Raw genomic sequence first — 21,472 nt, 5'->3', positions numbered from 1 at the left:
AATAAGTAATTAATGATGCGTAAGTTATTTGACATAAGTCAAATGTTACACGCTGACGATAACTAAAATCTATGCTCCACAATTGTGATGAGTTTTTCATCATTGTTCTGACGTCAGGTGGGATGCCTGTCTGAATAAAGCCTTCAGGAAACGGAGGTTCTGCTGAGCATCTATGGACCTTAAAAAATTATATATTCGTATCAGAGATAAATGGTGGGCACTGCCTCTCATCTTGCCTTCTTTTTTATTACCTTTATTGAGCAATACCAATACCTTTGCAAGTACCGCTACAGGTAATGTTGTGCTGTTTTATCTGCCTCTGGCATTAATGTTAAGCCTGATGCTATTTTTCGGCTGGGCGGCGTTACCCGGAATGGCAATTGCCATTTTCTGGTATAAATTTTCGCAAGTAGGATGGTACGAGACGCTGCCCGTTATCATTCACTTTGTGGTAACGGTTGTGCTCAGTTGGGGAGGGTATCACGTGTTCGCCCCGCGGCGTGGGCAGGTCTATCATGGCGATGTACGATTAGTCTTTCAGCGTATGTTTTGGCAGGTATTTTTCCCTGCATCACTTTTTTTAGTCATATTTCAATTTGCAGCCTTTGTTGGAATGTATGACAGTAAACCCCATCTGATGGGGGTCATGCCTTTCAATATCAACGCATTGATTGATTATCAGGCGCTATTGGTCGGAAATCTTGTAGGGGTTCCGCTGTGCTATTTAATCATTCGTATTATCCGAAACCCTTGTTATGTATATAGTTATTTTTCACAGCTTAAACTACAAATAGATACGAAAGTAACGAAAAAAGAAATAGCTATCTGGCTGATTGTATTGGGTATGCTAATGATTTTGTTATGCATGCCTTTAAATGAAGATAGCTCAATACTTAGCACAAACTATACGTTGTCACTCCTGTTGCCTGTGATGTTATGGGGGGCAATGCGCTACGGTTATAAGTTTATTTCGCCGTTATGGGCAATAATACTCATAGTATCGATAAATTATTATCACCGTTATATGCCTTCGTATTCAGGATACGATACCCAACTGGCTATTACTTCTTCGAGCTATCTGGTTTTTTCGTTTATTGTGAATTATATGGCGATACTGGCGACGCGTCAGAGGATTGTTAGTAGCCGTGCTCGCCGTCTCGCCTATCTTGATCCTGTGGTACACCTTCCCAATTTACGCGCTCTGAATCGGTCTCTCAAAAACGCACCCTGGTCTGCTCTCTGTTATTTACGTGTGCCAGGAATGGAATTACTCATTAAAAATTATGGGATTATGTTGCGTATTCAATACAAGCAACAGCTATCCCACTGGATCTCCCCCTTGTTGGCGCAAAATGAGAATGTTTTTCAGTTGTCCGGCAATGATTTGGTGCTACGCCTGAACACCGAATCCCACCAGCAGCGGATAGAAGCACTGCATAATCATATAAAACAATTTCGATTTGCATGGGATGGGATGCCAATGCAGCCGCAGGTTGGGGTCAGTTACTGCTATGTCCGTTCACCTGTTAACCATATCTATCTGTTATTGGGCGAATTAAGCACCGTTGCCGAGCTTTCGATTGTGACAAATACGCCAGAGAATCTACAGCGTCGCGGCGCCATGAATCTGCAGCGCGGATTGAAAGACAAAGTGGCGATGATGAATCTTTTGCAACGGGCGCTTGAGTACGATTGCTTCTGCCTGATGGCTCAACCCATTGAAGGCGTTCGCGGTGATGTCTACCATGAAATTCTGCTGCGACTTAAAGATCAGAGCGGCGGGATGGTTAATCCCGATATTTTTCTACCTGTTGCCCATGAGTTTGGTTTGTCTTCCAGTATCGATCTCTGGGTTATTGAACATACATTGCAATTTATGGCGGTGAATCGGGAAAAAATGCCTGCCCAGCGTTTTGCCATCAATCTTTCGCCCGCATCAGTGTGCCGTGCCCGATTCCCCATTGAGGTGAATAAACTGCTGAGTCACTATCAGGTCGAAGCCTGGCAGCTGATATTTGAGGTGACGGAGAGTAACGCTCTCGCCGATGCCGAGCATGCGCAAACGACTCTGTCGCAATTGCAGCAACTGGGTTGTCAGATTGCCATTGATGATTTTGGCACCGGGTACGCCAGCTACGCACGTCTGAAAAACGTGAACGCGAATGTCCTTAAAATCGACGGCAGCTTTATTCGCAATATCGTCTCGAACAGTCTCGACTATCAGATTGTGGCTTCCATTTGCCATCTGGCGCGCATGAAAAAGATGTTGGTAGTGGCAGAGCACGTGGAAAGTGAAGAGATACGTAATGTGGTGATCTCGCTGGGTATCGATTATCTGCAGGGGTATCTGATAGGGGAGCCGCAACGACTGGAGGACACGCTGGTGAAACAGGCGCCAGAGTTGGCGCCTGAATGAGGATCATGCCGCAATATCGGGCGAGCTTTCTTCTTCTTCGATAGTCAGACGCCAGCCGGTGACGGCTTCCCAGTATTGCTGCTCTCTTTCCAGATCGAGCAAAACCAGCGCGTTCTGGCTGAACCAGTCATGCGGGAAACGTAAAATCCAGTGACTGTCGTGGGTTATCAGCGTTAGCGTTGGCGGCGTGGTCGTGGCCTGACGCTGATTGTTCAGCAGGACGCCGAGGCGCAAGAGCTGGATGAGCGGCAGAAACTGCTTCTTCTTAAACAGTGTAAACCGGGGTAAATCATCCAGTTTTACGGCCTTACGATGGTAACGCACTAAGGTCGCCATCATCATTTGCTGTTCCTGGTTAAAACCGGGCAGATCGCTGTGTTGAAGAATATAAGCGGAATGACGGTGTAGACCGCTATGGTTGATGTTCAGCCCGACTTCATGCAGCATTGCCGCCCATTTCAGTAAAGCTTCCAGTTGCGGGTTCGCCAGTTTAGGTTGCTGCGACTGCCACTGTTCATACATCTGCATCGTGGTGTCCAGCACCCTTCTTGCCTGTTCGCTGTCGATATTGTACTGGTTCGCCAGGCTGCTGGCGGTACGGCTGCGTACGTCCTGATGACGGAATCGGCCTTCCATTTCATACAAGACACCTTCACGCAGCGCGCCATCGGAAAGTCGCAGTTCACGGATGGCCAACGCGTCAAAAACACCGCACAGGATCGCCAGACCCGGTACAAAAACAGCTTTGCGTTCTTCCGAAAGACCCGGAAGACTAAGTGCGTCGAATGAGCGGTGTTTGAGCACTTCAGTCTTCAGCTTCTCCAGACGCTCAGGCGTGATAAAACCATCTTTCTCACCCAGTTCCAGCAGCACTTCGTGTGCTGCTTTGATGGTGCCGGAAGCGCCCAGCGCAACGTTCCATCCCTGGATACGGAACTGCCAGGTCAACGTTTCCAGTTTTTGCGCTGCGGCCATCCGCGCACGCTGGAAGTTCTCCTGGCTAATCACACCGCCCCGAAAATAGATCTGCGCGAAGCTAACGCAGCCCATACGGCGGCTTTCAACCAGCTTCGGTTCGAAGTTTTCGCCAATAACCAGTTCTGTTGACCCGCCACCGATATCGATCACCAGCTTGCGGCCTTTTTCCGGCTGTGTATGTTCCACTCCCATGAAAATCAGACGGGCTTCTTCATTACCGGAAATGATTTCAATCGGGTAGGGGATGACCTTTTCCGCACGCTTTAGAAAATCAGTGGCATTCAGCGCCTGACGTAACGTATGAGTACCGACAATACAGACGCTCGACGGCGCGAACCCCTGCAGGCGTTCAGCAAACAAAGATAAACAGCTTAAGCCGCGTTCCATCGCTTCTTCACTTAGCCTGCCGTCTTCGCCGAGACCATCGGCCAGGTGTACACGCTGTTTCAGCCGACCAATAATTTGCATCGCGCCATCCACAACGCGCGCAATGACCATATGGAAACTGTTTGAACCGAGATCGACCGCAGCAAACTCCTGTGGGCGGGGTGTCCTGTCATGTATTGGCATAGCGTTAGTCTGGTTGCTCAAGTGATTTGATGTAGTCATAGATCGCCAATTGCGACTGCACTTTACGGCGATTTCCGCGCGGTACGTAGCGATTACTCAGTTCTTTATCGATATAACGGGCTTTGACCGTGTCGCTGAACAGAATGTCTATAATATCAAGGACCCGCTGTTTGAGGCGAGGGTCAAGCAACGGCGTGGCAACCTCAATTCGATAATCGATATTGCGCGTCATCCAGTCGGCCGAGGAGAGATACACTCGCTTATCGCCGCCATTCTCGAAAATATAGACCCGGTCATGCTCAAGGTAGCGATCCACGATGCTGATCACCCGAATATTGTCGCTGATGCCTTCCAGATTTGGGATCAGCGAACACATGCCACGGATCAGCAGGTTAATTTGCACGCCAGAACCGGATGCGGCGTACAGTCGGTCAACTAACCCTTTATCGACCAGGTTATTGAGCTTCAGCGTGATGCCCGCCGGTAAGCCCTGTTGTGCATTAGCAATTTCCCGGTCAATCATTTCGTACAGCAGACGACGGGAGTTTTGCGGCGAAACCAGCAGGTAATCGAATGTCACCGGACGATAGGGGTTCTCGATAAAATTGAACACCCGACGCACTTCGTTGGTGATCCGCGCATCAGCGGTCAGTAATGAATAGTCGGTATACAGACGCGCTGTTTTTTCGTTGAAGTTCCCGGTACCAATGTGTGCGTAACGCACCACATCGTCGCCTTCTTTACGTGAGATTAGGAACAGCTTGGCGTGGATTTTCAGCCCCGGCGCAGAGAAGATCACATGGACGCCAGCCTCGGTCAGGCGTTTAGCCCAGTGAATATTGGCCTCCTCATCGAAACGGGCCTGCAATTCCACAACCACAGTCACTTTTTTGCCGTTATGGGCTGCGTGAATCATTGCGTCAATAATGCGCGAGTCTTTCGCCACGCGATAAATATTAATTTTTATCGCCAGTACATTCGGGTCAAAAGAGGCCTGACGCAGCAGTTCCAGCACGTGCTCAAAAGTATGGTAAGGATAATAGAGCAGTACATCGCGCTCACGAATGGCGTCAAATCCATTGCGGAACTTTTCTTTATCAAACCAGATATGACGCTGCCGCGGTAACGGTTTATAGACCAGATTGGCTTTGCCCACATTGGGGAAATTAATAAAGTCTTTGAAGTTATGGTAACGCCCGCCGGGAACAATCGAGTCATAACGGGAAATGGTCAGTTTTTCGCGCAGAACTTCCACCAGCGCATTGGGCATGTCACGTTGATAGACAAAGCGAACGGGCTCTGCCGTCAGACGTTGCTTCAGGCTGGAGGACATCAATTCCATCAGACTCGATTCCATTTCGTGCACCAAATCGTATTCGGCGTCACGGGTCATCTTCATGGAATACGCATTGAGGGCATCGTAATCAAAGAACCCTTTGAAGATATCGTCGAGGCAATAGCGCAGTATGTTATCAAGCAAAATCATTGGCTTGCGACGGCGCGGCGCTTCCGGTGGTAGATTCACAAAACGCGGAACCTTGTCGGAAGGAATTTCCAGTAGCGCGTAGCGGATGGTATCTCCGCGAATAATCTCCACCGCCAGATAGGTGTAATCGTCCTTGAGAAACTGAACTAAATCCGTCTCCCGGTTGATTAAAATCGGCGTAATGTGTTGGCGAAGATAGTGTTTAAAGTAGTGGCGCAACCACTCTTGCTGGTTTACCGACAGTTGGCGTTCGTTAATCAGGAAAATTTGATTACGCGCCATCTCCAGCAGTAATTCGTTGTACAGACCGTCAAATTCTTGATCGGCTTTCAATACGCGGGACTGGATTTTGCCTAACAGGTGACGAGAATGAGAATTTGAACCCTGTTCTTCACTGATAATGATGCGACGCTTTAATTCGGCAAAGCGGACTTTGTAGAATTCGTCAAGGTTATTGGAATAGATGCCTAAAAAACGCATCCGTTCAATCAGCGGGTTTGATTTATCCGCTGCTTCCTGGAGTACGCGTTCATTGAACGCTAACCAGCTCAGTTCTTTCTCGATGTATAGCTTTTCCTGACCCATTACAACTTTTACTCCGTTTCAATCACGGGACACTGCCTGGTTATTATGGCGAGCATTTCTGTCAGATGTCCAACTGCGCCAGAAGAGTATGACAATAAACCGTCTGTTGCATGTGAGCAACCAGCGCATTTTTGCGAAAAGGATGGGGTGACAAACAAGAGAGACAAGTGCCGTTCCCCGTCAGTGTTTGCTAACGGGGAACTGAGAGACGTTATTCGTCTGATGCGTGTCCCTGAGGAGAGAGTTTGATGCCGTCAAGCCATGCTGCGTTTTCGCGCATTTCAAGACGCCCATCAACAAACCAGCTAACCACTAACGGGTAAATTGCATGCTCCTGCGCCTGAACGCGTGCGGTGATGTCATCCTCGCTATCGCCCTCAAAAACCGGAATTTTAGCCTGAAGAATGACCGGGCCGCCATCCAGTTCATCAGTCACAAAATGGACAGAAGTGCCATGCTCTTCATCGCCGTTTTCCAACGCCTGACGATGTGTATGCAGGCCTGGATACTTCGGCAGCAGAGAAGGGTGAATATTGAGCAAACGACCTTCGTAGTGCGCGACAAACGCCGGACTGAGAATGCGCATATAACCTGCCAGCACCACCACATCGGGGGCATAAGCATCAATTTCTCGCATCAGTTCGCGATCGAACGCTTCGCGGTTGGCAAATTCACTGGCGGTCAGCGCATGCGCTGGAATACCTGCTTCCCGGGCACGTTCAAGGCCGAACGCATCGGCCTTGTTACTGAATACTGCCCTGAGGGTGCCTTTAATTTTCTGCTCTTTGCAGGCGTCGATAATTGCCTGCAAATTGCTTCCGTTACCGGAAATAAGCACCACAATATTCATCATTCAATAACCACACGCTGTTCGGAATCAGAGGCTTTGATGATACCGATTCGCCACGCCTTTTCACCTTTGGCCTTCAGCAGCGTGAGCGCGTTATCGACTTCCGCTTCCGGCAGGGCAATCACCATTCCGACGCCGCAGTTGAAGGTGCGATACATTTCATGCTGACTGACATTACCTGCGGTTTTCAGCCACTCAAAGATGGCCGGCCACTGCCAGGAAGATTCATCAATTACTGCCTGTGTGTTGTCGGGTAGCACGCGCGGGATATTTTCCCAGAAGCCGCCGCCCGTCAGGTGCGCGATGGCGTGTACATCAACTTGTTCAATCAGTTCCAGAATTGACTTCACATAGATACGCGTTGGCGCCAGCAGATGGTCGGCTAACGGTTTGCCGTCGAGTTCTGTTGTTTCAGGGTCGCAACCGCTGACTTCGATGATTTTACGCACCAGAGAGTAACCGTTGGAGTGCGGGCCGCTGGAACCGAGTGCTACCAGCACATCGCCATCCGCCACTTTCGAGCCGTCGATAATTTCTGATTTTTCGACCACACCCACGCAGAACCCGGCCACGTCGTAATCTTCGCCGTGATACATCCCCGGCATTTCAGCGGTTTCACCGCCAACCAACGCGCAGCCAGACTGCAGACAGCCCTCGGCAATACCGCTGATGACACTGGAGGCCGTGTCGACATCCAGTTTGCCAGTGGCATAGTAATCCAGGAAAAACAGCGGCTCAGCGCCCTGAACCACCAGATCGTTCACGCACATCGCCACCAGATCGATACCAATCGTGTCGTGACGTTTCAAATCCATTGCCAGACGCAGTTTTGTCCCTACGCCATCAGTGCCGGAAACCAGTACAGGCTCACGATATTTTTGCGGCAATGCGCACAGCGCGCCGAAGCCACCCAGACCGCCCATCACTTCGGGACGACGGGTTTTCTTCACTACGCCTTTGATTCGATCAACCAGAGCATTGCCCGCGTCAATATCAACACCGGCATCTTTATAGCTAAGAGAGGTTTTATCGGTCACTGCTTGGGTCCCCACGCGTTTACTTGCGGTGAAAATTAAATTCGGCGCAATTCTAACAGGGAAAGCAAACGTTTGCGAGCCTGCTTTGCATCGGCATATATCTGCTGATTTTTTCAGCATTTCGCCCTCGAAATTCTGGTTATTTGAACTGTGCCACGAAAATGAACCCGGTTTCATTCCCGTGCTTGAAACCCGTCTTATAAATGCACAGTATCGTAATGAAACCGGTTTCTGTGAGCGTGGGCTGAGACTGTGACCAGCAAATTGCGACGAATGAGGGAAGAAATATGTCTGGATTTAAAGCAAATTTCATGTGGGGCGGCGCGGTGGCGGCTCACCAGTTAGAAGGCGGCTGGCAGGAAGGGGGAAAGGGCGTCAGCGTGGCGGATGTCATGACTGCCGGAGCGCATGGTATTCCCAGAGAGATCACCCCCGGCGTTATTCCCGGTAAGAATTACCCCAATCACGAAGCCATCGACTTCTATCATCGCTACAAAGACGACATTTCACTCTTTGCTGAAATGGGATTTACATGTTTTCGCACCTCCATCGCCTGGACGCGTATTTTTCCGTTGGGCGACGAATCCCAGCCGAATGAAGCGGGTCTGCAGTTTTATGACTGCCTCTTTGATGAATGTCTGAAACACGGCATTGAACCGGTCATTACGTTGTCGCATTTCGAGATGCCGTATCACCTGGTGACAGAATACGGCGGCTGGCGCAACCGTAAGCTCATCGACTTCTTCGTTCGCTTTGCGCAAGTGGTCTTCAAACGCTACCAGCACAAAGTGAAATACTGGATGACGTTCAATGAGATCAACAACCAGGCTAACTTCCACGAAGACTTTGCGCCCTTCACCAACTCCGGCCTGAAATACCAGCCAGGTGAAGACCGTGAGCCCGTGATGTTCCAGGCGGCGCACTACGAACTGGTGGCCAGTGCGCTGGCGGTGAAAGCGGGGCGTGAAATTAACCCATCACTGCAAATCGGCTGCATGATCGCCATGTGCCCAATCTATCCGCTGACCTGCGCGCCGAACGACATGATGATGGCGATGAACGCCATGCATCGCCGCTACTGGTTCACTGATGTACACGTGCGGGGGAAATATCCGCAGCATCTGCTGAATTACTTTGCGCGCCGTGGTTTTACGCTGGATATCACCGAAGAGGATAAACAGGCGCTGATGCAGGGCTGCGTCGACTATATCGGTTTCAGCTATTATATGTCGTTCGCCACCAAAGCGACGGCGGATAACCCGCAACTGGAGTACGACGAAAGCACCAGTCTGGTCTCTAACCCGTATGTGCAGAAGTCCGACTGGGGTTGGCAGATTGACCCGGTGGGGCTGCGCTATTCGCTGAACTGGTTCTGGGATCACTATCAGCTACCGCTGTTTATCGTCGAAAACGGCTTTGGCGCGATTGATGTCCTGCAGGCCGACGGCTCTATAGACGATCAATACCGCATTGATTATATGGCCGCGCACATCCGCGAAATGAAAAAAGCGGTGGTGGAAGACGGCGTTGATCTGATGGGTTACACCCCGTGGGGCTGTATTGATTTAGTTTCTGCGGGGACGGGCGAAATGAAAAAACGCTACGGCTTTATCTATGTCGACAAAAATAATGACGGCAGCGGGACGTTAGCACGCTATCCCAAAAAATCATTTGCCTGGTATCAGCAGGTGATTGCTTCTAACGGTGAAAAACTGTAATCCGCACAAATAGCGGTCAGCATGGGTTGGCCGCTCTCCCTTTTCGTTTTCATGCCCAGCGCTGAGATATTCGTTTGTCGAATATTTGTTCTATTCGCGCTAACCCCTCCTATGCTTGATCAACATCAAGTAAATAAATGTTGCCCACTAAAAGAATGGCGGTATAATCCGTCGATTTTTTTTGTGGCTGCCCTATTCTGAGGAGAAAGAGAATGAAGATTGTGGAAGTGAAACACCCACTCGTCAAACACAAGCTGGGCCTGATGCGCGAGCATGACATCAGTACTAAACGCTTCCGTGAACTCGCCTCCGAAGTTGGCAGCCTGCTGACTTATGAAGCCACTGCGGGTCTGGAAACGGAAAAAGTGACTATCGAAGGCTGGAACGGCCCGGTAGAAATTGACCAGATCAAAGGTAAGAAAATTACCGTTGTGCCGATCCTGCGCGCAGGCCTGGGCATGATGGATGGCGTACTGGAAAACGTCCCGAGCGCGCGTATCAGTGTCGTGGGCATGTACCGTGACGAAGAGACGCTGGAGCCGGTACCGTACTTCCAGAAACTGGTCTCCAACATCGACGAGCGTATGGCGCTGATTGTTGACCCGATGCTGGCAACCGGCGGTTCCGTTATCGCCACCATCGACCTGCTGAAGAAAGCGGGCTGTTCCAGCATTAAGGTGCTGGTACTGGTTGCGGCACCGGAAGGTATCGCGGCGCTGGAAAAAGCGCACCCGGACATTGAGCTGTACACGGCGTCGATTGATCAGGGACTCAATGAGCACGGATACATTATTCCGGGCCTCGGCGATGCCGGCGATAAGATCTTTGGTACGAAGTAAACGAAATAATAAAAAGAGCCGACTTTTAGAGTCGGCTTTTTTTTGAATAAAACACCAATAACATACAACACTCAGAGGAAAACACTATGACGCGCCGTGCTATCGGGGTGAGTGAAAGACCGCCGCTTTTACAGACTATCCCGCTTAGTTTGCAGCACTTGTTCGCCATGTTTGGCGCAACCGTGCTGGTGCCAGTTCTGTTCCATATTAACCCGGCCACTGTCCTGTTGTTTAACGGCATTGGCACCTTGCTGTACCTCTTTATTTGTAAAGGCAAAATTCCTGCCTATTTGGGTTCAAGCTTTGCCTTTATCTCCCCGGTTCTGCTGTTGCTGCCTCTGGGATATGAAGTCGCGTTAGGCGGCTTTATTATGTGCGGCGTACTGTTCTGCCTGGTTTCAGTGATTGTGAAGAAAGCGGGGACTGGCTGGCTGGATGTGATGTTCCCGCCTGCAGCGATGGGCGCCATCGTCGCCGTCATCGGTCTGGAGCTGGCGGGTGTCGCCGCAGGGATGGCGGGATTACTGCCTGCCGAAGGTCAAACGCCGGACTCGAAAACCATCATCATTTCTATGGTCACCCTGGCGGTCACGGTATTCGGCTCCGTGCTGTTCCGTGGTTTTATGGCGATCATCCCGATTCTGATCGGCGTGCTGGCGGGCTATGCGCTGTCGTTTGCGATGGGCGTTGTGGATACCACGCCGATTGCGCAGGCACACTGGTTTGCGCTGCCGACCTTTTATACTCCGCGTTTTGAGTGGTTTGCCATTCTGACGATTCTGCCCGCTGCGCTGGTGGTAATTGCGGAACACGTGGGCCACCTGGTGGTCACGGCGAATATCGTGAAGAAAGATTTGATCCGCGATCCGGGTTTGCACCGCTCAATGTTTGCCAACGGTTTGTCGACCGTTATCTCCGGGTTTTTTGGCTCCACGCCAAACACTACCTACGGTGAGAACATCGGCGTGATGGCGATTACGCGTGTGTACAGTACCTGGGTTATTGGCGGCGCAGCCATTATTGCGATTCTGCTTTCCTGCGTGGGTAAACTGGCGGCCGCCATTCAGATTATCCCACTGCCGGTAATGGGCGGCGTGTCGCTTTTGCTGTACGGGGTGATCGGCGCATCGGGGATCCGCGTATTGATTGAATCAAAAGTCGATTACAACAAAGCGCAAAACCTGATCCTGACATCGGTCATTCTGATAATCGGTGTCAGCGGCGCGAAGGTGCACATTGGCGCTGCTGAACTGAAAGGTATGGCGCTGGCGACCATTGTCGGGATTGGCCTGAGCCTGATTTTCAAAGTGATCACGCTGTTACGTCCGGAAGAAGTCGTACTGGATGCGCAGGATGCCGATCGTCCTCAGCACTAACTCTCTGACCGGGCAGCGACGCTGCCCGGTTCTATCGCGACGGAATTCTGTGGTAAACTCACTGCGATTTTGTGAAATCCTGGGTTGAGGTATCTCTGAACACACCGGCACAGCTCTCTCTGCCACTTTATCTTCCTGACGATGAAACGTTTGCAAGTTTCTGGCCGGGGGATAACGCCTCTTTACTGGCCGCACTGCAAAACGTGCTGCGTCAGGAACATAGCGGATATATTTATCTCTGGTCACGCGAAGGTGCGGGCAGAAGCCATCTGCTGCATGCGGCCTGCGCCGAGTTGTCTCAGCGTGGCGATGCGGTTGGTTATGTTCCGCTGGATAAACGTACCTGGTTTGTGCCCGAAGTTCTCGACGGGATGGAACATTTATCACTGGTGTGCATTGATAATATTGAATGCGTTGCGGGTGACGAACTGTGGGAGATGGCAATCTTTGATCTCTACAACCGAATCCTGGAGTCGGGGAAAACCCGTTTACTGATCACCGGCGATCGCCCACCGCGCCAGTTAAATCTCGGGTTGCCCGATCTGGCTTCTCGTCTGGACTGGGGGCAAATCTATAAACTTCAGCCGCTCTCAGATGAAGATAAACTTCAGGCTCTACAGCTGCGGGCGAGATTGCGCGGATTTGAACTGCCGGAAGATGTGGGGCGGTTCCTGCTAAAACGACTGGACAGAGAAATGCGCACACTCTTTGATACGCTGGATCAGCTCGATCATGCATCCATTACCGCACAACGTAAGCTCACGATCCCATTCGTAAAAGAGATCCTCAAGTTGTAATCCTGCCGGGCGGCGGTTCTGCCTTAACCGGCGACACACAGACTCAATCCTGACGCATATCTTGCAGGAGATGCTCTACCAGCAGGGGTATCGGCCTGCCTGACGCAACGCTCTTCCCGTTTTCCCGCCATAGCGCCGTACCGCTAATATCCAGATGCGCCCACGGAATTGTTGGTGGGCAAAAGTGGTGCAGCAACCAGGCGGCGGAAGCACTGATTGCCGCGTTATTGCCGGGCGTATTGCACAGATCGGCAATGGTGCTTTCGGTCTGTTTTTTCAACCGCGCATCAAGCGGTAGCGACCAGACTTCATCACCGCACTGTTTTCCGGCTATGTTTAACGCCTGACGTAAGGGTTCATCCTGAGTCATGAGTCCGTTCAGTTCATAACCCAGCGCCTTCACTACCGCACCGGTTAAGGTCGCCATATCAATAAGATACCTGGCTTGTGGATGTCGCTGGCTGGCCCAGGCAATCGCGTCTGCCAGGACGAGTCTTCCTTCTGCATCCGTATTATTGATTTCCACCGTCAGACCGTTACAGGCATGCGCCACGCTACCCGGTTGCATGGCATCAGGGCCGATGGCGTTTTCAGCCAGCGCCAGCACGCCCATGACGCGAATCGGTAAATTTAACTCCGCGATGGTCAGCAGCAATCCCAACACATTGGCTGCGCCGCACATGTCGTACTTCATGGTGTACATACCCGCGCCTTCTTTCAGCCACAGGCCACCGGTATCAAATGTAATGCCTTTACCTACATAACAGCGTACCGGCCCTTCGGCTATGCCATTGTAGTGAATGGCAAGCAAACGAGGCGGGCGGGTTGCGCCTTTACCTACGGCATACAGCAAACCCAAACGTTGTTCAATAATCTGTTTTTCATCAAGTATTTCGCAGCGAAGGGCAGGGAAGGCAGAGCACAGTTTTTGCGCTTCTTCGACCACAAATTGCGGTGTACAGCGGTCTGACGGAATATCTGCCAGGCGGCGTGCAGCAAGCATGCCATTGGCAATCGCCTGTTGTTGACGAAATAGCGCCTCTAACCTTTTTTGCTGCACGGGCAGACAAAGTGCGTCTATGTGACAAATTCGCATTGCCGCACTTTCTGCCTTTTTGAGCTGTAAATCGCTGAGCCGGTGCGCCTGATTGAACAAAAAACGCAATAACTGCATCAGGACGGTGTCATTGATGTCAGTCACATCAATGACCACACGAGAACTGACAGGTGCTGCCAGTAACGGGCGCAGCGCACTTAGCAAACTTTCGGTCAGTTGATCGTGCCAGAGGGCTTCGGGGAGTAGTGTGATACGCGCGAATGGCGCGCAACCAAAACAGGTATCAGCCGTTTTATCCTGCTGACGCATCTCGTTGATGAGCTGAGTATCGGGTAGCAGTGGGCAGGATGTGCGTGCGATAAGATGACTTTCCGGTTGCGTCTCTGTGAGTGAATTAATTAACTGGTAGGTAATCATTATTCTTCCTCTATCGGGGCACGAATTCGCGCAGCGTAAGTCTGCATCCATTCTTCATCGACAGGCTGGTAATGCGTCTTTTCGCGTTGGCGCTCGGCGCGATAAACGGTAAGCGGATGGTGGGCGGAGGCCACCGTGAATGAAAAGGTTTTGATATTGGTGGCGGCGCCAAACTCACCCTGATTGTTCATACAGACAACAGACAGATCTCCTGCGCGGCCAAAGCGCGACATCAGCTTGTCTTCCAGTTCGAACACCACGGAATCGGCGGCTTGTTGCGGCGTCATACCCTGCGCCATGCGGCGCACGATTTCATAACTGACGCAGCCTTTCATCAGATCTTCGCCGACGCCTGTTGCGGTCGCCGCGCCTGTTTCGCTGTCACAATAGAAACCGGAACCCATGATTGGCGAGTCTCCAATGCGTCCGCGTTTTTTCATAAACAGGCCGCTGGTGGAGGTCGCGACACTCATTGAGCCGTGCTTATCAAGCCCGATAATTCCGACCGTATCGTGGCCGTCATAGGGGCTCAGACCTTTGTCCAGCGTTTCGCGACAGCGCTTTCGATAATGTTGCATCGCGCGGTCCGTGAGCATCGTTTTGCTCGCAAATCCTTGATTCAACGCCCACTCACGAGCACCCTGACCCACCAGCAGATTGTTATATCGCTGACGGCTTAATGCGTGAGCCACCCGTACCGGGTTGGCGATATCGGTAAGATTGCCCACCGCACCAAACGCCAGCGTGTCGCCATCCATAAAAGCAGCATCCAGTTCGACCTCGCCATTTTCAGTGGGCAAACCACCGTAGCCGACGGATTTATATAACGGGAAGTCTTCAACGGCGGCGACGGCGTCAACAACGGCTGAGGCAGCAGTTTTTCCCGCAGCCAACGCAGATGCAGATTCCGTGACGCCTTCAAGCGCCATTCGCCAGGTGGCGATAATTCCCCACATGGTTTACTCCTGTTTAGCCAGCGTGGCTTCGGTTTGCGTAATAGAGATGATTTCTGCAGCGCGGTATTGCTTGTCCAGAATGCGCAGGAAAGGCAAATACAGCATGGCGCCTATCAGCAGGTTAATAAGCTGCATGATGCTACCGCTGATATGCCCGGTAACGATAAAGCCGCTGATGACTGGTGGCAGCGTCCAGGGGATAAACACCCCGGTCGTCACTGCCACCATGCCGATTTTCATGGCCGCATACTGGATAGTCACCAGCACCAGCGGTACCAGATTGAATGGAATCAGCATGATCGGGTTCATGATCACCGGCAGGCCAAACAGAATCGGTTCATTGATATTGAACAGTGATGCGCTCGCGCCCAGGCGGGCCACTTCCCGCATGTTTTTGCTACGGGCGAAAATCAACATGGCGATCACCAGCGACAGCGTCGCGCCTGCGCCGCCCATCCAGATCATGTCAAAAAACTGTTCAGTGATAATGTGCGGCGGGGTGATGCCCGCCTGAATCGCGGCGATGTTATCGGTCTGATTTTCCATCCATGATGGACGAATGATTCCGTTAACCATCGAACCGGAGTTAATCCCCACCGACCACAAAATGGTGATGCTAAATACCGTCAGCAGTGCGCCAATATAAGAAGTGCCAAAGTGGCGTACCGGGGTGGCGACGACTTCGTAAATAAACTGATGAATGGTCTGGTAATGGGTGTTCTGGAAGAGAATACGAATGGCGAGTACCAGAATCATCACCAGCAACGCCGGAATCAGCGCGGCGAAGGACTCCTGCACGGCTGGCGGCACGCCATCGGGCATTTTGATCACCAGTTTTTTACGCTTCAGCCAGCAGAACAACTCTGTCCAGAGTAGTGAGCCAATCATCGCCACGAACAGCCCTTTGCTGCCGATCCACTCAACCGGCATCACCGTAATACCGCCGTTTTCAGCGACTTTCATAAACGGGGTGAGGATAAGAAAACTGACCAGCGACAGAATCCCGCAGGAGAGGCGGTCGTCACCATAATATTCTGCCAGTCGGAAGCCGACCAGGAAGCAGATAAACAGCGACATGGTAGAAAAAACGGCATTAAACGGGATCTCAACGATGTTGCCCCAGTTTTCGCCAAAGGTGCTGGACATGAAATGCTGGTAACCCTCATTGGGAAACGACGAGATCACCAGCAGGATAGAACCGACGATAATAAAGGGCATGAACGAGACGTATGCGCCGCGAATTGCCCCTAAATGACGCTGCTGCGCCGTTTTCGCGGCGATGGGCATTAGTTTTGCTTCAAGAAATCCCAGAACATTGTTCATTGTGAACTCCGTACAAGATCAGGTGACGTGATGTGTGATATGTCTGCGGATTATCAGTGAAGCATGGCGGCTGAAAGGTGAATCAGGTCACAAAGTAATCGCTGTGCTATTATAAATCTCATGTGATTAGTTACGAATATGCGGAAATTCTTACGATGGAAATCAAATTACACGCCAACGCCACGACTACACCACGTATTCGCCGTTATCTTCAGAACTCTGATAAAAGCGACAGGGAACTCGCTGCTGAACTTGGTATATCTGTGACTACCGTGAGGCGCTGGCGTTGTCGTGAAGAGGTTTTAGACAAAAAAACAACGCCAGGTGTGATACACAAAGCAATGAGACAAGAACAGGTTTCTTTGGTTAATGCATTGCGCGATGTGTTGGGTATGCCACTCGATGAACTGTTGTTGCTGGTGAATGACGTTTTGGGGATACCGGTCTCCCGTGCGACGTTGAACCGTTATTTAAAACCGGTTACCCCTAAACATCGGGACGCGCCGTTAGTGGGGAAAAAGGCGTTAAAAGCGGGGATGTTGCCACGTGAGCTGGAGGTGCATCACCTTCTGCTGTCACTACATATGGACGATGGTGGCGAGCATCATTTGTTGTGGGCGCGTGAACCGTTAAGCGGGTGGTGTTTTGCCCGATTGTATGCCGGGCTCTCACCACAGCGTGTGGTGAACTGGCTGGCAGAATTGCTGAGTGAGTGTCCTGCTGATATACAATCTATTGAGACTTTTCTTTTTGAGGCTGACAGCGCCAGCGTGAGAAGCGCGCTAAAGCTGCGCGGAATCCACCATAAAATCAATCCAGGTTCACCGGTCAGAGTGCAGGTGATTGTTCCTTTAATGACGGTCATTCCGCGATTGCAAACCGAATCGGCCAGTCAGTTACTGATTCAGATATGTGAATTTTATAACGCAGGCAGGGCGCAAAAAAAATTGGGAGATAAGACGCCGCAGGCTTTTCTTGAAGCGCTGCGGCATGAGGATTAGCGGACGATGTCCAGTACTTGTTCTGGCGGGCGACCGATTCGCGCCTGGCCGTTGGCGACCACAATCGGGCGCTCCATCAGTTTCGGGTTCTCTACCATTGCCTGAATCAGCGCCGCTTCGCTCAACTGGCTGTCTGCCAGGTTGAGAGAAGCATAAAGATCTTCTTTCTGACGCATGAGCTCACGCGCGCTGGACATTCCCAACATCTGTAACAGTTCGCGCAGGGTGGCGGCATCTGCGGGGGTTTCCAGATAGAGCACCACTTCCGGCTCCACGTCGTTTGATTTCAGTAGGTTCAGCGTCTCGCGGCTCTTCGAGCAGCGAGGATTATGGTAGATTTTTACCGTGTCAGACATGATTTCTCCTTTTACATCTTTTCATACGGCTTGAAGCGCTGCTGCAACTGGCGCAACTGGTCGATGCGGGCATCGTAACGCGCCTGCTGCTGGCTCCCCAGTTTGACCTGAGAACTTGCGCTACTGAGCATGGAGATCGCCTGATCCAGACGCCCCGACAGTGCATACACTTCAGCACGCGCAGCCAGTTCTTGATCGCGGTTATTTATCGCCGCTTCTGCCTGCGCCAGCACGTCCCAGCCGTTGCTGTCATCTTTATTATTGAAGGTATAGCGATTGAGAATGGTTGCAGCCTCTTTCGCTTGTCCTCCCTGCAATAAGGCATTCGCCAGGTTGAGCTGCAGGACAGGGTTAACGCGCAGATCGCGGGCATTTTTCAGCCGATTAATGGCGTCGCTGGTTTTCTTCTGCCCCAGATCGATATCGGTCGCCAGGTCAAGATACCACGCATTGTTCGGCTCCGCCGTCAGCAAAGGCTGCAGCGTTTTACGCGCCTCGTCATATTTGTTGGCTTCCATCGCCTGCAACGCTTTCCCGTATTGCGCAGCGCGTTGCTGACGAACATTGCCTTTGCTCCATTCATCCAACAGGTCGCTGGTTAACTGGTTGCGCCCTGAATTGTACATCCCAAGCGTACGCGCTTTTGCCAGATAAAAGTCTTCTGAAGATTGCACCACCGCTGGCCGCATCTGGTTCGCACGGTTACGGGCGTCCGCGAGACGGCTTTCCGGCAAGGGGTGGGTGAGCAAAATCTCAGGCGGTCGGGTGGAGTAACGCGCCTGATCGAGCAGTTTTTCCAGGAACGTTGGCATCGCCTGGGGATCGAAGCCAGAACGTTGCAAAACCTGAATACCGATACGATCGGCTTCCTGCTCGTTTTGCTGCGTGAAGCTAATCATTCCCTGGCGCGTGCCTGCCAGAGTCCCGGTGAGCGCCGCCATGCCCGCTTGCGGGCTGGCCATCGCCAGTAATATCGAGCCTAACGCGCCAACCCAGGTGAGCGGGGCGCTACGCTGTTGATCTTCCATCGCACGCGCCAGGTGACGCTGGGTCACGTGGGAGATTTCGTGCGCCATAACGGAAGCCAGCTGGCTTTCGTTGTCGGAATAGCGAAAAAGCGCGGAATGCAGAACGACGTTGCCGCCGAAGAAGGCAAAGGCGTTAATTTCGTCGTTATTAATCAAAAAGAAATGGAAGGGGGTTTTCACCGAATCGGCATGGGAGACCAGGCGCATCCCGAGAGTATTGATGTACTGTACCAGCAGCGGATCGTTAATCAGCGGCGCGCTGCCACGCAGCTGGCGAACATAATAATCGCCCATCTGCATTTCCTGACCGATGGAAAGCGTGCTTGCTGCTGAGGTCCCCATATCGGGCAATGTGTCCGTTGGATCTGCAAACGCGGGCGTCATCTGACCGAGGGTCAGCGCAGCGATGAGGGTAGCAACCAGGTTTTTTTTAAACTGCCTGAACATGACCTCTGTCCTGTATTCTTTAAGATAGCCATTTGACCGATGCTGCGAAATATCGTTCCCGCGTCGGTGACATTGGGAGTGTAACTGCGAACCCCGACAATGAACACCCGAACCGGGACGCTTTTCAGTTTCCTGAATCAGCCATAAAAAGCGAAGTCTTTTTTGAGACATTTCGATACAATTCGGGATCGCAATCCCGCTATTGAGTTCAGGGAAGGTTTTTTATGCTCGAAATGTTAATGCAATGGTATCGCCGTCGCTTTAGCGACCCGGAGGCGATTGCTTTGCTGGTTATTCTGGTGGCTGGTTTTAGCATCCTGTTCTTTTTTAGTGGGCTTTTAGCGCCACTGCTGGTCGCTCTTGTCCTGGCCTATCTGCTCGAATGGCCGACAGTGCGTCTGGAAGCTATTGGTTGTTCCCGGCGATGGGCGACCTCGATTGTGCTGGTGGTCTTTGGCGGCATATTGCTTCTGATGGCATTTGTGGTCATGCCTGTGGCATGGCAGCAGGGGATCTATTTAATCCGCGACATGCCGGGCATGCTGAATAAACTCTCCGACTTTGCTGCGACGTTGCCGCGTCGTTATCCGGCGTTGATGGATGCCGGGATCATTGATGCCATGGCAGAAAATTTACGTACCCGAATGCTGTCAATGGGCGATTCGGTGGTGAAATATTCGCTGGCGTCACTGGTGGGGCTGTTGACGCTGGCGGTCTATCTGGTGCTGGTGCCGCTGATGGTTTTCTTCCTGATTAAAGATAAAGATCAGATGCTGAATGCCATGCGTCGGGTTCTGCCGCGAAATCGGGGCCTGGCAGGCCAGGTCTGGAAAGAGATGAACCAGCAGATTACCAACTATATTCGCGGCAAAGTGCTGGAAATGGTGGTCGTTGGCGTGGCGACATGGCTCGGCTTTTTATTGTTTGGCCTGAACTACTCATTGTTGCTGGCAGTGCTGGTCGGATTCTCGGTGCTGATCCCCTATATCGGCGCATTTGTGGTGACGATTCCGGTCGTGGGAGTGGCGTTATTCCAGTTTGGTTTAGGGACGGAGTTCTGGAGCTGTTTTGGCGTCTACCTGATTATTCAGGCGCTGGATGGAAATCTGCTGGTACCAGTACTGTTCTCTGAAGCCGTTAACCTGCACCCCTTAGTGATAATTTTGTCGGTGGTCATTTTTGGCGGTTTGTGGGGATTCTGGGGGGTCTTCTTTGCCATCCCGCTGGCAACGTTAATCAAAGCGGTAGTCCACGCCTGGCCAGACGGACAGACCACTCTCGAAGAGTAATCTTTAGCCCATAAAATAGCCCGGTGATACTTTGCACACCGGGCTATTTTTTTCTGAATTATTATTTTGTTTTACGCAAATAAATGATCCAGTACGTCACGCTGACCAGTAAACCACCGCCGATAATATTACCGATAGTCACAGGGATTAGATTATCAGTAATGAAATTGCTCATCGTTAATGCCGGGAAATTATCCGCTGTAGTCTGTGTGAGATTCCAGAATGTGTCCGGTGAAAAATCGCGAATCAGAATAGCCAGAGGAATAAGAAACATATTGGCGATGCTGTGCTCGAAACCGCTGGCGACAAACATGCTGATCGGCAATAACATGGCGGCAATTTTATCGGTGAGTGAATGACCGGAATAACTTATCCATACCGCAAGGCAGACCATTAAATTACACAGTGTGCCCAGGCAAACCGCTTCGATAAAGGTGTGGTGCATCTTATGATCGGCAGTTTGCAGAACGTTCAGACCCCACAAACCGTTGCTGCTCATCGCCTGCCCGGAAAACCAAATCAGGCATACAAAAAAGAGCGCTCCGACCAGATTACCGCAATAGACGATGAACCAGTTGAGGATTAATTGTCGCCAGGTGATCAGCCCACTTGCTTTGGCCATGACCGTCATTACTGTCGATGTAAACAAATCAGCACCACAAACGACGACAAAAATAAGGCCAAGGGAAAAACAGAGACCACCAACCAGTTTTGTTAATGCTGTTGTCGGCCCTGCACCAGTCGTTACGGTAATATAAAAGACAAAGGCAATAGAAATGAACACACCGGCGGTAATTGCCAGAAAAAATGCCAATTCCTTTTTCTTTGTCGCCTTATAAACGCCTGCCTGTTCGGCGACTTTTGCCATTTCTGCAGGCATTCTCAAATCTAAAGAAACGCTGTTCTTCATAAGATGCTCCTGAATAGCACTGAGATATCAAAGACT

Annotated in this window: 17 protein-coding genes; 7 read left to right on the top strand and 10 right to left on the bottom strand. The window is 51.3% G+C overall.

Annotation, left to right across the window (positions count from 1 at the left end; all coding sequences use genetic code 11):
• The first annotated feature begins 172 nt into the window (after positions 1-172).
• The gene (locus NNO04_RS15785) at positions 173-2,416 is read left to right on the top strand and encodes a bifunctional diguanylate cyclase/phosphodiesterase (protein ID WP_271445493.1); all 2,244 of its coding nucleotides are present in this window, start codon (positions 173-175) and stop codon (positions 2,414-2,416) included.
• Positions 2,417-2,419: 3 nt separating this feature from the next.
• Here the strand turns inward: NNO04_RS15785 and ppx are convergent, their stop codons facing one another.
• From ppx to purM, 4 genes are all read right to left on the bottom strand, one after another.
• Positions 2,420-3,964 (bottom strand): exopolyphosphatase, encoded by a 1,545-nt coding sequence (gene ppx / locus NNO04_RS15780; protein ID WP_271445492.1) that lies wholly within the window; start codon positions 3,962-3,964, stop codon positions 2,420-2,422.
• Between the two features lie 4 nt (positions 3,965-3,968).
• A complete protein-coding gene (gene ppk1, locus NNO04_RS15775) occupies positions 3,969-6,035 on the bottom strand; it encodes a polyphosphate kinase 1 (RefSeq protein WP_271445491.1) in 2,067 nt (688 codons plus the stop codon).
• 211 nt (positions 6,036-6,246) lie between these two features.
• Entirely contained in the window at positions 6,247-6,885 is a 639-nt protein-coding gene (gene purN, locus NNO04_RS15770) for a phosphoribosylglycinamide formyltransferase (RefSeq protein ID WP_271445494.1), read from the bottom strand.
• Positions 6,885-7,922, bottom strand: coding sequence for a phosphoribosylformylglycinamidine cyclo-ligase (purM, locus tag NNO04_RS15765; RefSeq protein WP_271445490.1), 1,038 nt, complete (start codon positions 7,920-7,922; stop codon positions 6,885-6,887). The genes purN and purM overlap by 1 nt, the downstream gene beginning before the upstream one ends.
• A 287-nt stretch (positions 7,923-8,209) precedes the next feature.
• On the opposite strand from purM, the gene NNO04_RS15760 reads away from it, so the two are divergent.
• From NNO04_RS15760 to NNO04_RS15745, 4 genes are all read left to right on the top strand, one after another.
• Positions 8,210-9,640 (top strand): 6-phospho-beta-glucosidase, encoded by a 1,431-nt coding sequence (locus NNO04_RS15760; protein ID WP_271445489.1) that lies wholly within the window; start codon positions 8,210-8,212, stop codon positions 9,638-9,640.
• 212 nt (positions 9,641-9,852) lie between these two features.
• Positions 9,853-10,479 carry a uracil phosphoribosyltransferase gene (upp, locus tag NNO04_RS15755; protein WP_162379081.1) on the top strand — a complete coding sequence of 209 codons (627 nt, stop codon included), beginning with the start codon at positions 9,853-9,855 and terminating at the stop codon, positions 10,477-10,479.
• A gap of 86 nt (positions 10,480-10,565) precedes the next feature.
• The gene (uraA, locus tag NNO04_RS15750) at positions 10,566-11,855 is read left to right on the top strand and encodes a uracil permease (protein WP_192613048.1); all 1,290 of its coding nucleotides are present in this window, start codon (positions 10,566-10,568) and stop codon (positions 11,853-11,855) included.
• 95 nt (positions 11,856-11,950) lie between these two features.
• Positions 11,951-12,652: a DnaA inactivator Hda gene (locus NNO04_RS15745; RefSeq protein ID WP_193568552.1), complete on the top strand. Its 702-nt coding sequence runs from the start codon at positions 11,951-11,953 to the stop codon at positions 12,650-12,652.
• 43 nt (positions 12,653-12,695) lie between these two features.
• Here NNO04_RS15745 and NNO04_RS15740 read toward each other — a convergent pair whose 3' ends face one another.
• From NNO04_RS15740 to celB, 3 genes are read right to left on the bottom strand one after another with little or no spacing between them, the layout of a single operon-like run.
• On the bottom strand, positions 12,696-14,126 hold the full coding sequence (locus NNO04_RS15740; RefSeq protein WP_271445488.1) for a leucyl aminopeptidase family protein: 1,431 nt from the start codon (positions 14,124-14,126) through the stop codon (positions 12,696-12,698).
• Positions 14,126-15,082: a N(4)-(beta-N-acetylglucosaminyl)-L-asparaginase gene (locus NNO04_RS15735; protein WP_271445487.1), complete on the bottom strand. Its 957-nt coding sequence runs from the start codon at positions 15,080-15,082 to the stop codon at positions 14,126-14,128. Before NNO04_RS15735 ends, NNO04_RS15740 begins: the two co-directional genes overlap by 1 nt.
• 3 nt (positions 15,083-15,085) lie before the next feature.
• A complete protein-coding gene (celB, locus tag NNO04_RS15730; protein ID WP_271445486.1) occupies positions 15,086-16,405 on the bottom strand; it encodes a PTS cellobiose transporter subunit IIC in 1,320 nt (439 codons plus the stop codon).
• A gap of 155 nt (positions 16,406-16,560) precedes the next feature.
• Here celB and NNO04_RS15725 point away from each other — a divergent pair, with 155 nt between their 5' ends.
• Complete coding sequence (locus tag NNO04_RS15725) at positions 16,561-17,406, top strand: XRE family transcriptional regulator (RefSeq protein ID WP_271445485.1); 846 nt, start codon at positions 16,561-16,563, stop codon at positions 17,404-17,406.
• On the opposite strand, the gene arsC is transcribed toward NNO04_RS15725, so the two are convergent.
• Together arsC and bepA are read right to left on the bottom strand one after the other, a co-directional pair.
• Complete coding sequence (gene arsC, locus NNO04_RS15720; RefSeq protein WP_271445484.1) at positions 17,403-17,762, bottom strand: arsenate reductase (glutaredoxin); 360 nt, start codon at positions 17,760-17,762, stop codon at positions 17,403-17,405. The two genes, NNO04_RS15725 and arsC, sit on opposite strands and share 4 nt — an antisense overlap.
• An 11-nt stretch (positions 17,763-17,773) precedes the next feature.
• Positions 17,774-19,237, bottom strand: a complete 1,464-nt coding sequence (gene bepA, locus NNO04_RS15715) for a beta-barrel assembly-enhancing protease (protein WP_271445483.1) — start codon at positions 19,235-19,237, stop codon at positions 17,774-17,776.
• A gap of 224 nt (positions 19,238-19,461) precedes the next feature.
• Here bepA and NNO04_RS15710 point away from each other — a divergent pair, with 224 nt between their 5' ends.
• On the top strand, positions 19,462-20,526 hold the full coding sequence (locus NNO04_RS15710) for an AI-2E family transporter (RefSeq protein WP_271445482.1): 1,065 nt from the start codon (positions 19,462-19,464) through the stop codon (positions 20,524-20,526).
• Between the two features lie 61 nt (positions 20,527-20,587).
• On the opposite strand, the gene focA is transcribed toward NNO04_RS15710, so the two are convergent.
• Positions 20,588-21,436: a formate transporter FocA gene (focA, locus tag NNO04_RS15705; protein WP_271445481.1), complete on the bottom strand. Its 849-nt coding sequence runs from the start codon at positions 21,434-21,436 to the stop codon at positions 20,588-20,590.
• Between the last annotated feature and the right edge of the window lie 36 nt (positions 21,437-21,472).

It is taken from the genome of Citrobacter sp. Awk 4, assembly GCF_028069725.1.
In the GTDB taxonomy this organism is placed as follows: domain Bacteria; phylum Pseudomonadota; class Gammaproteobacteria; order Enterobacterales; family Enterobacteriaceae; genus Citrobacter_D.
The sequence above is the reverse complement of the archived record's forward strand: the minus strand, read 5'-3'. Positions and strand labels throughout refer to the sequence as shown.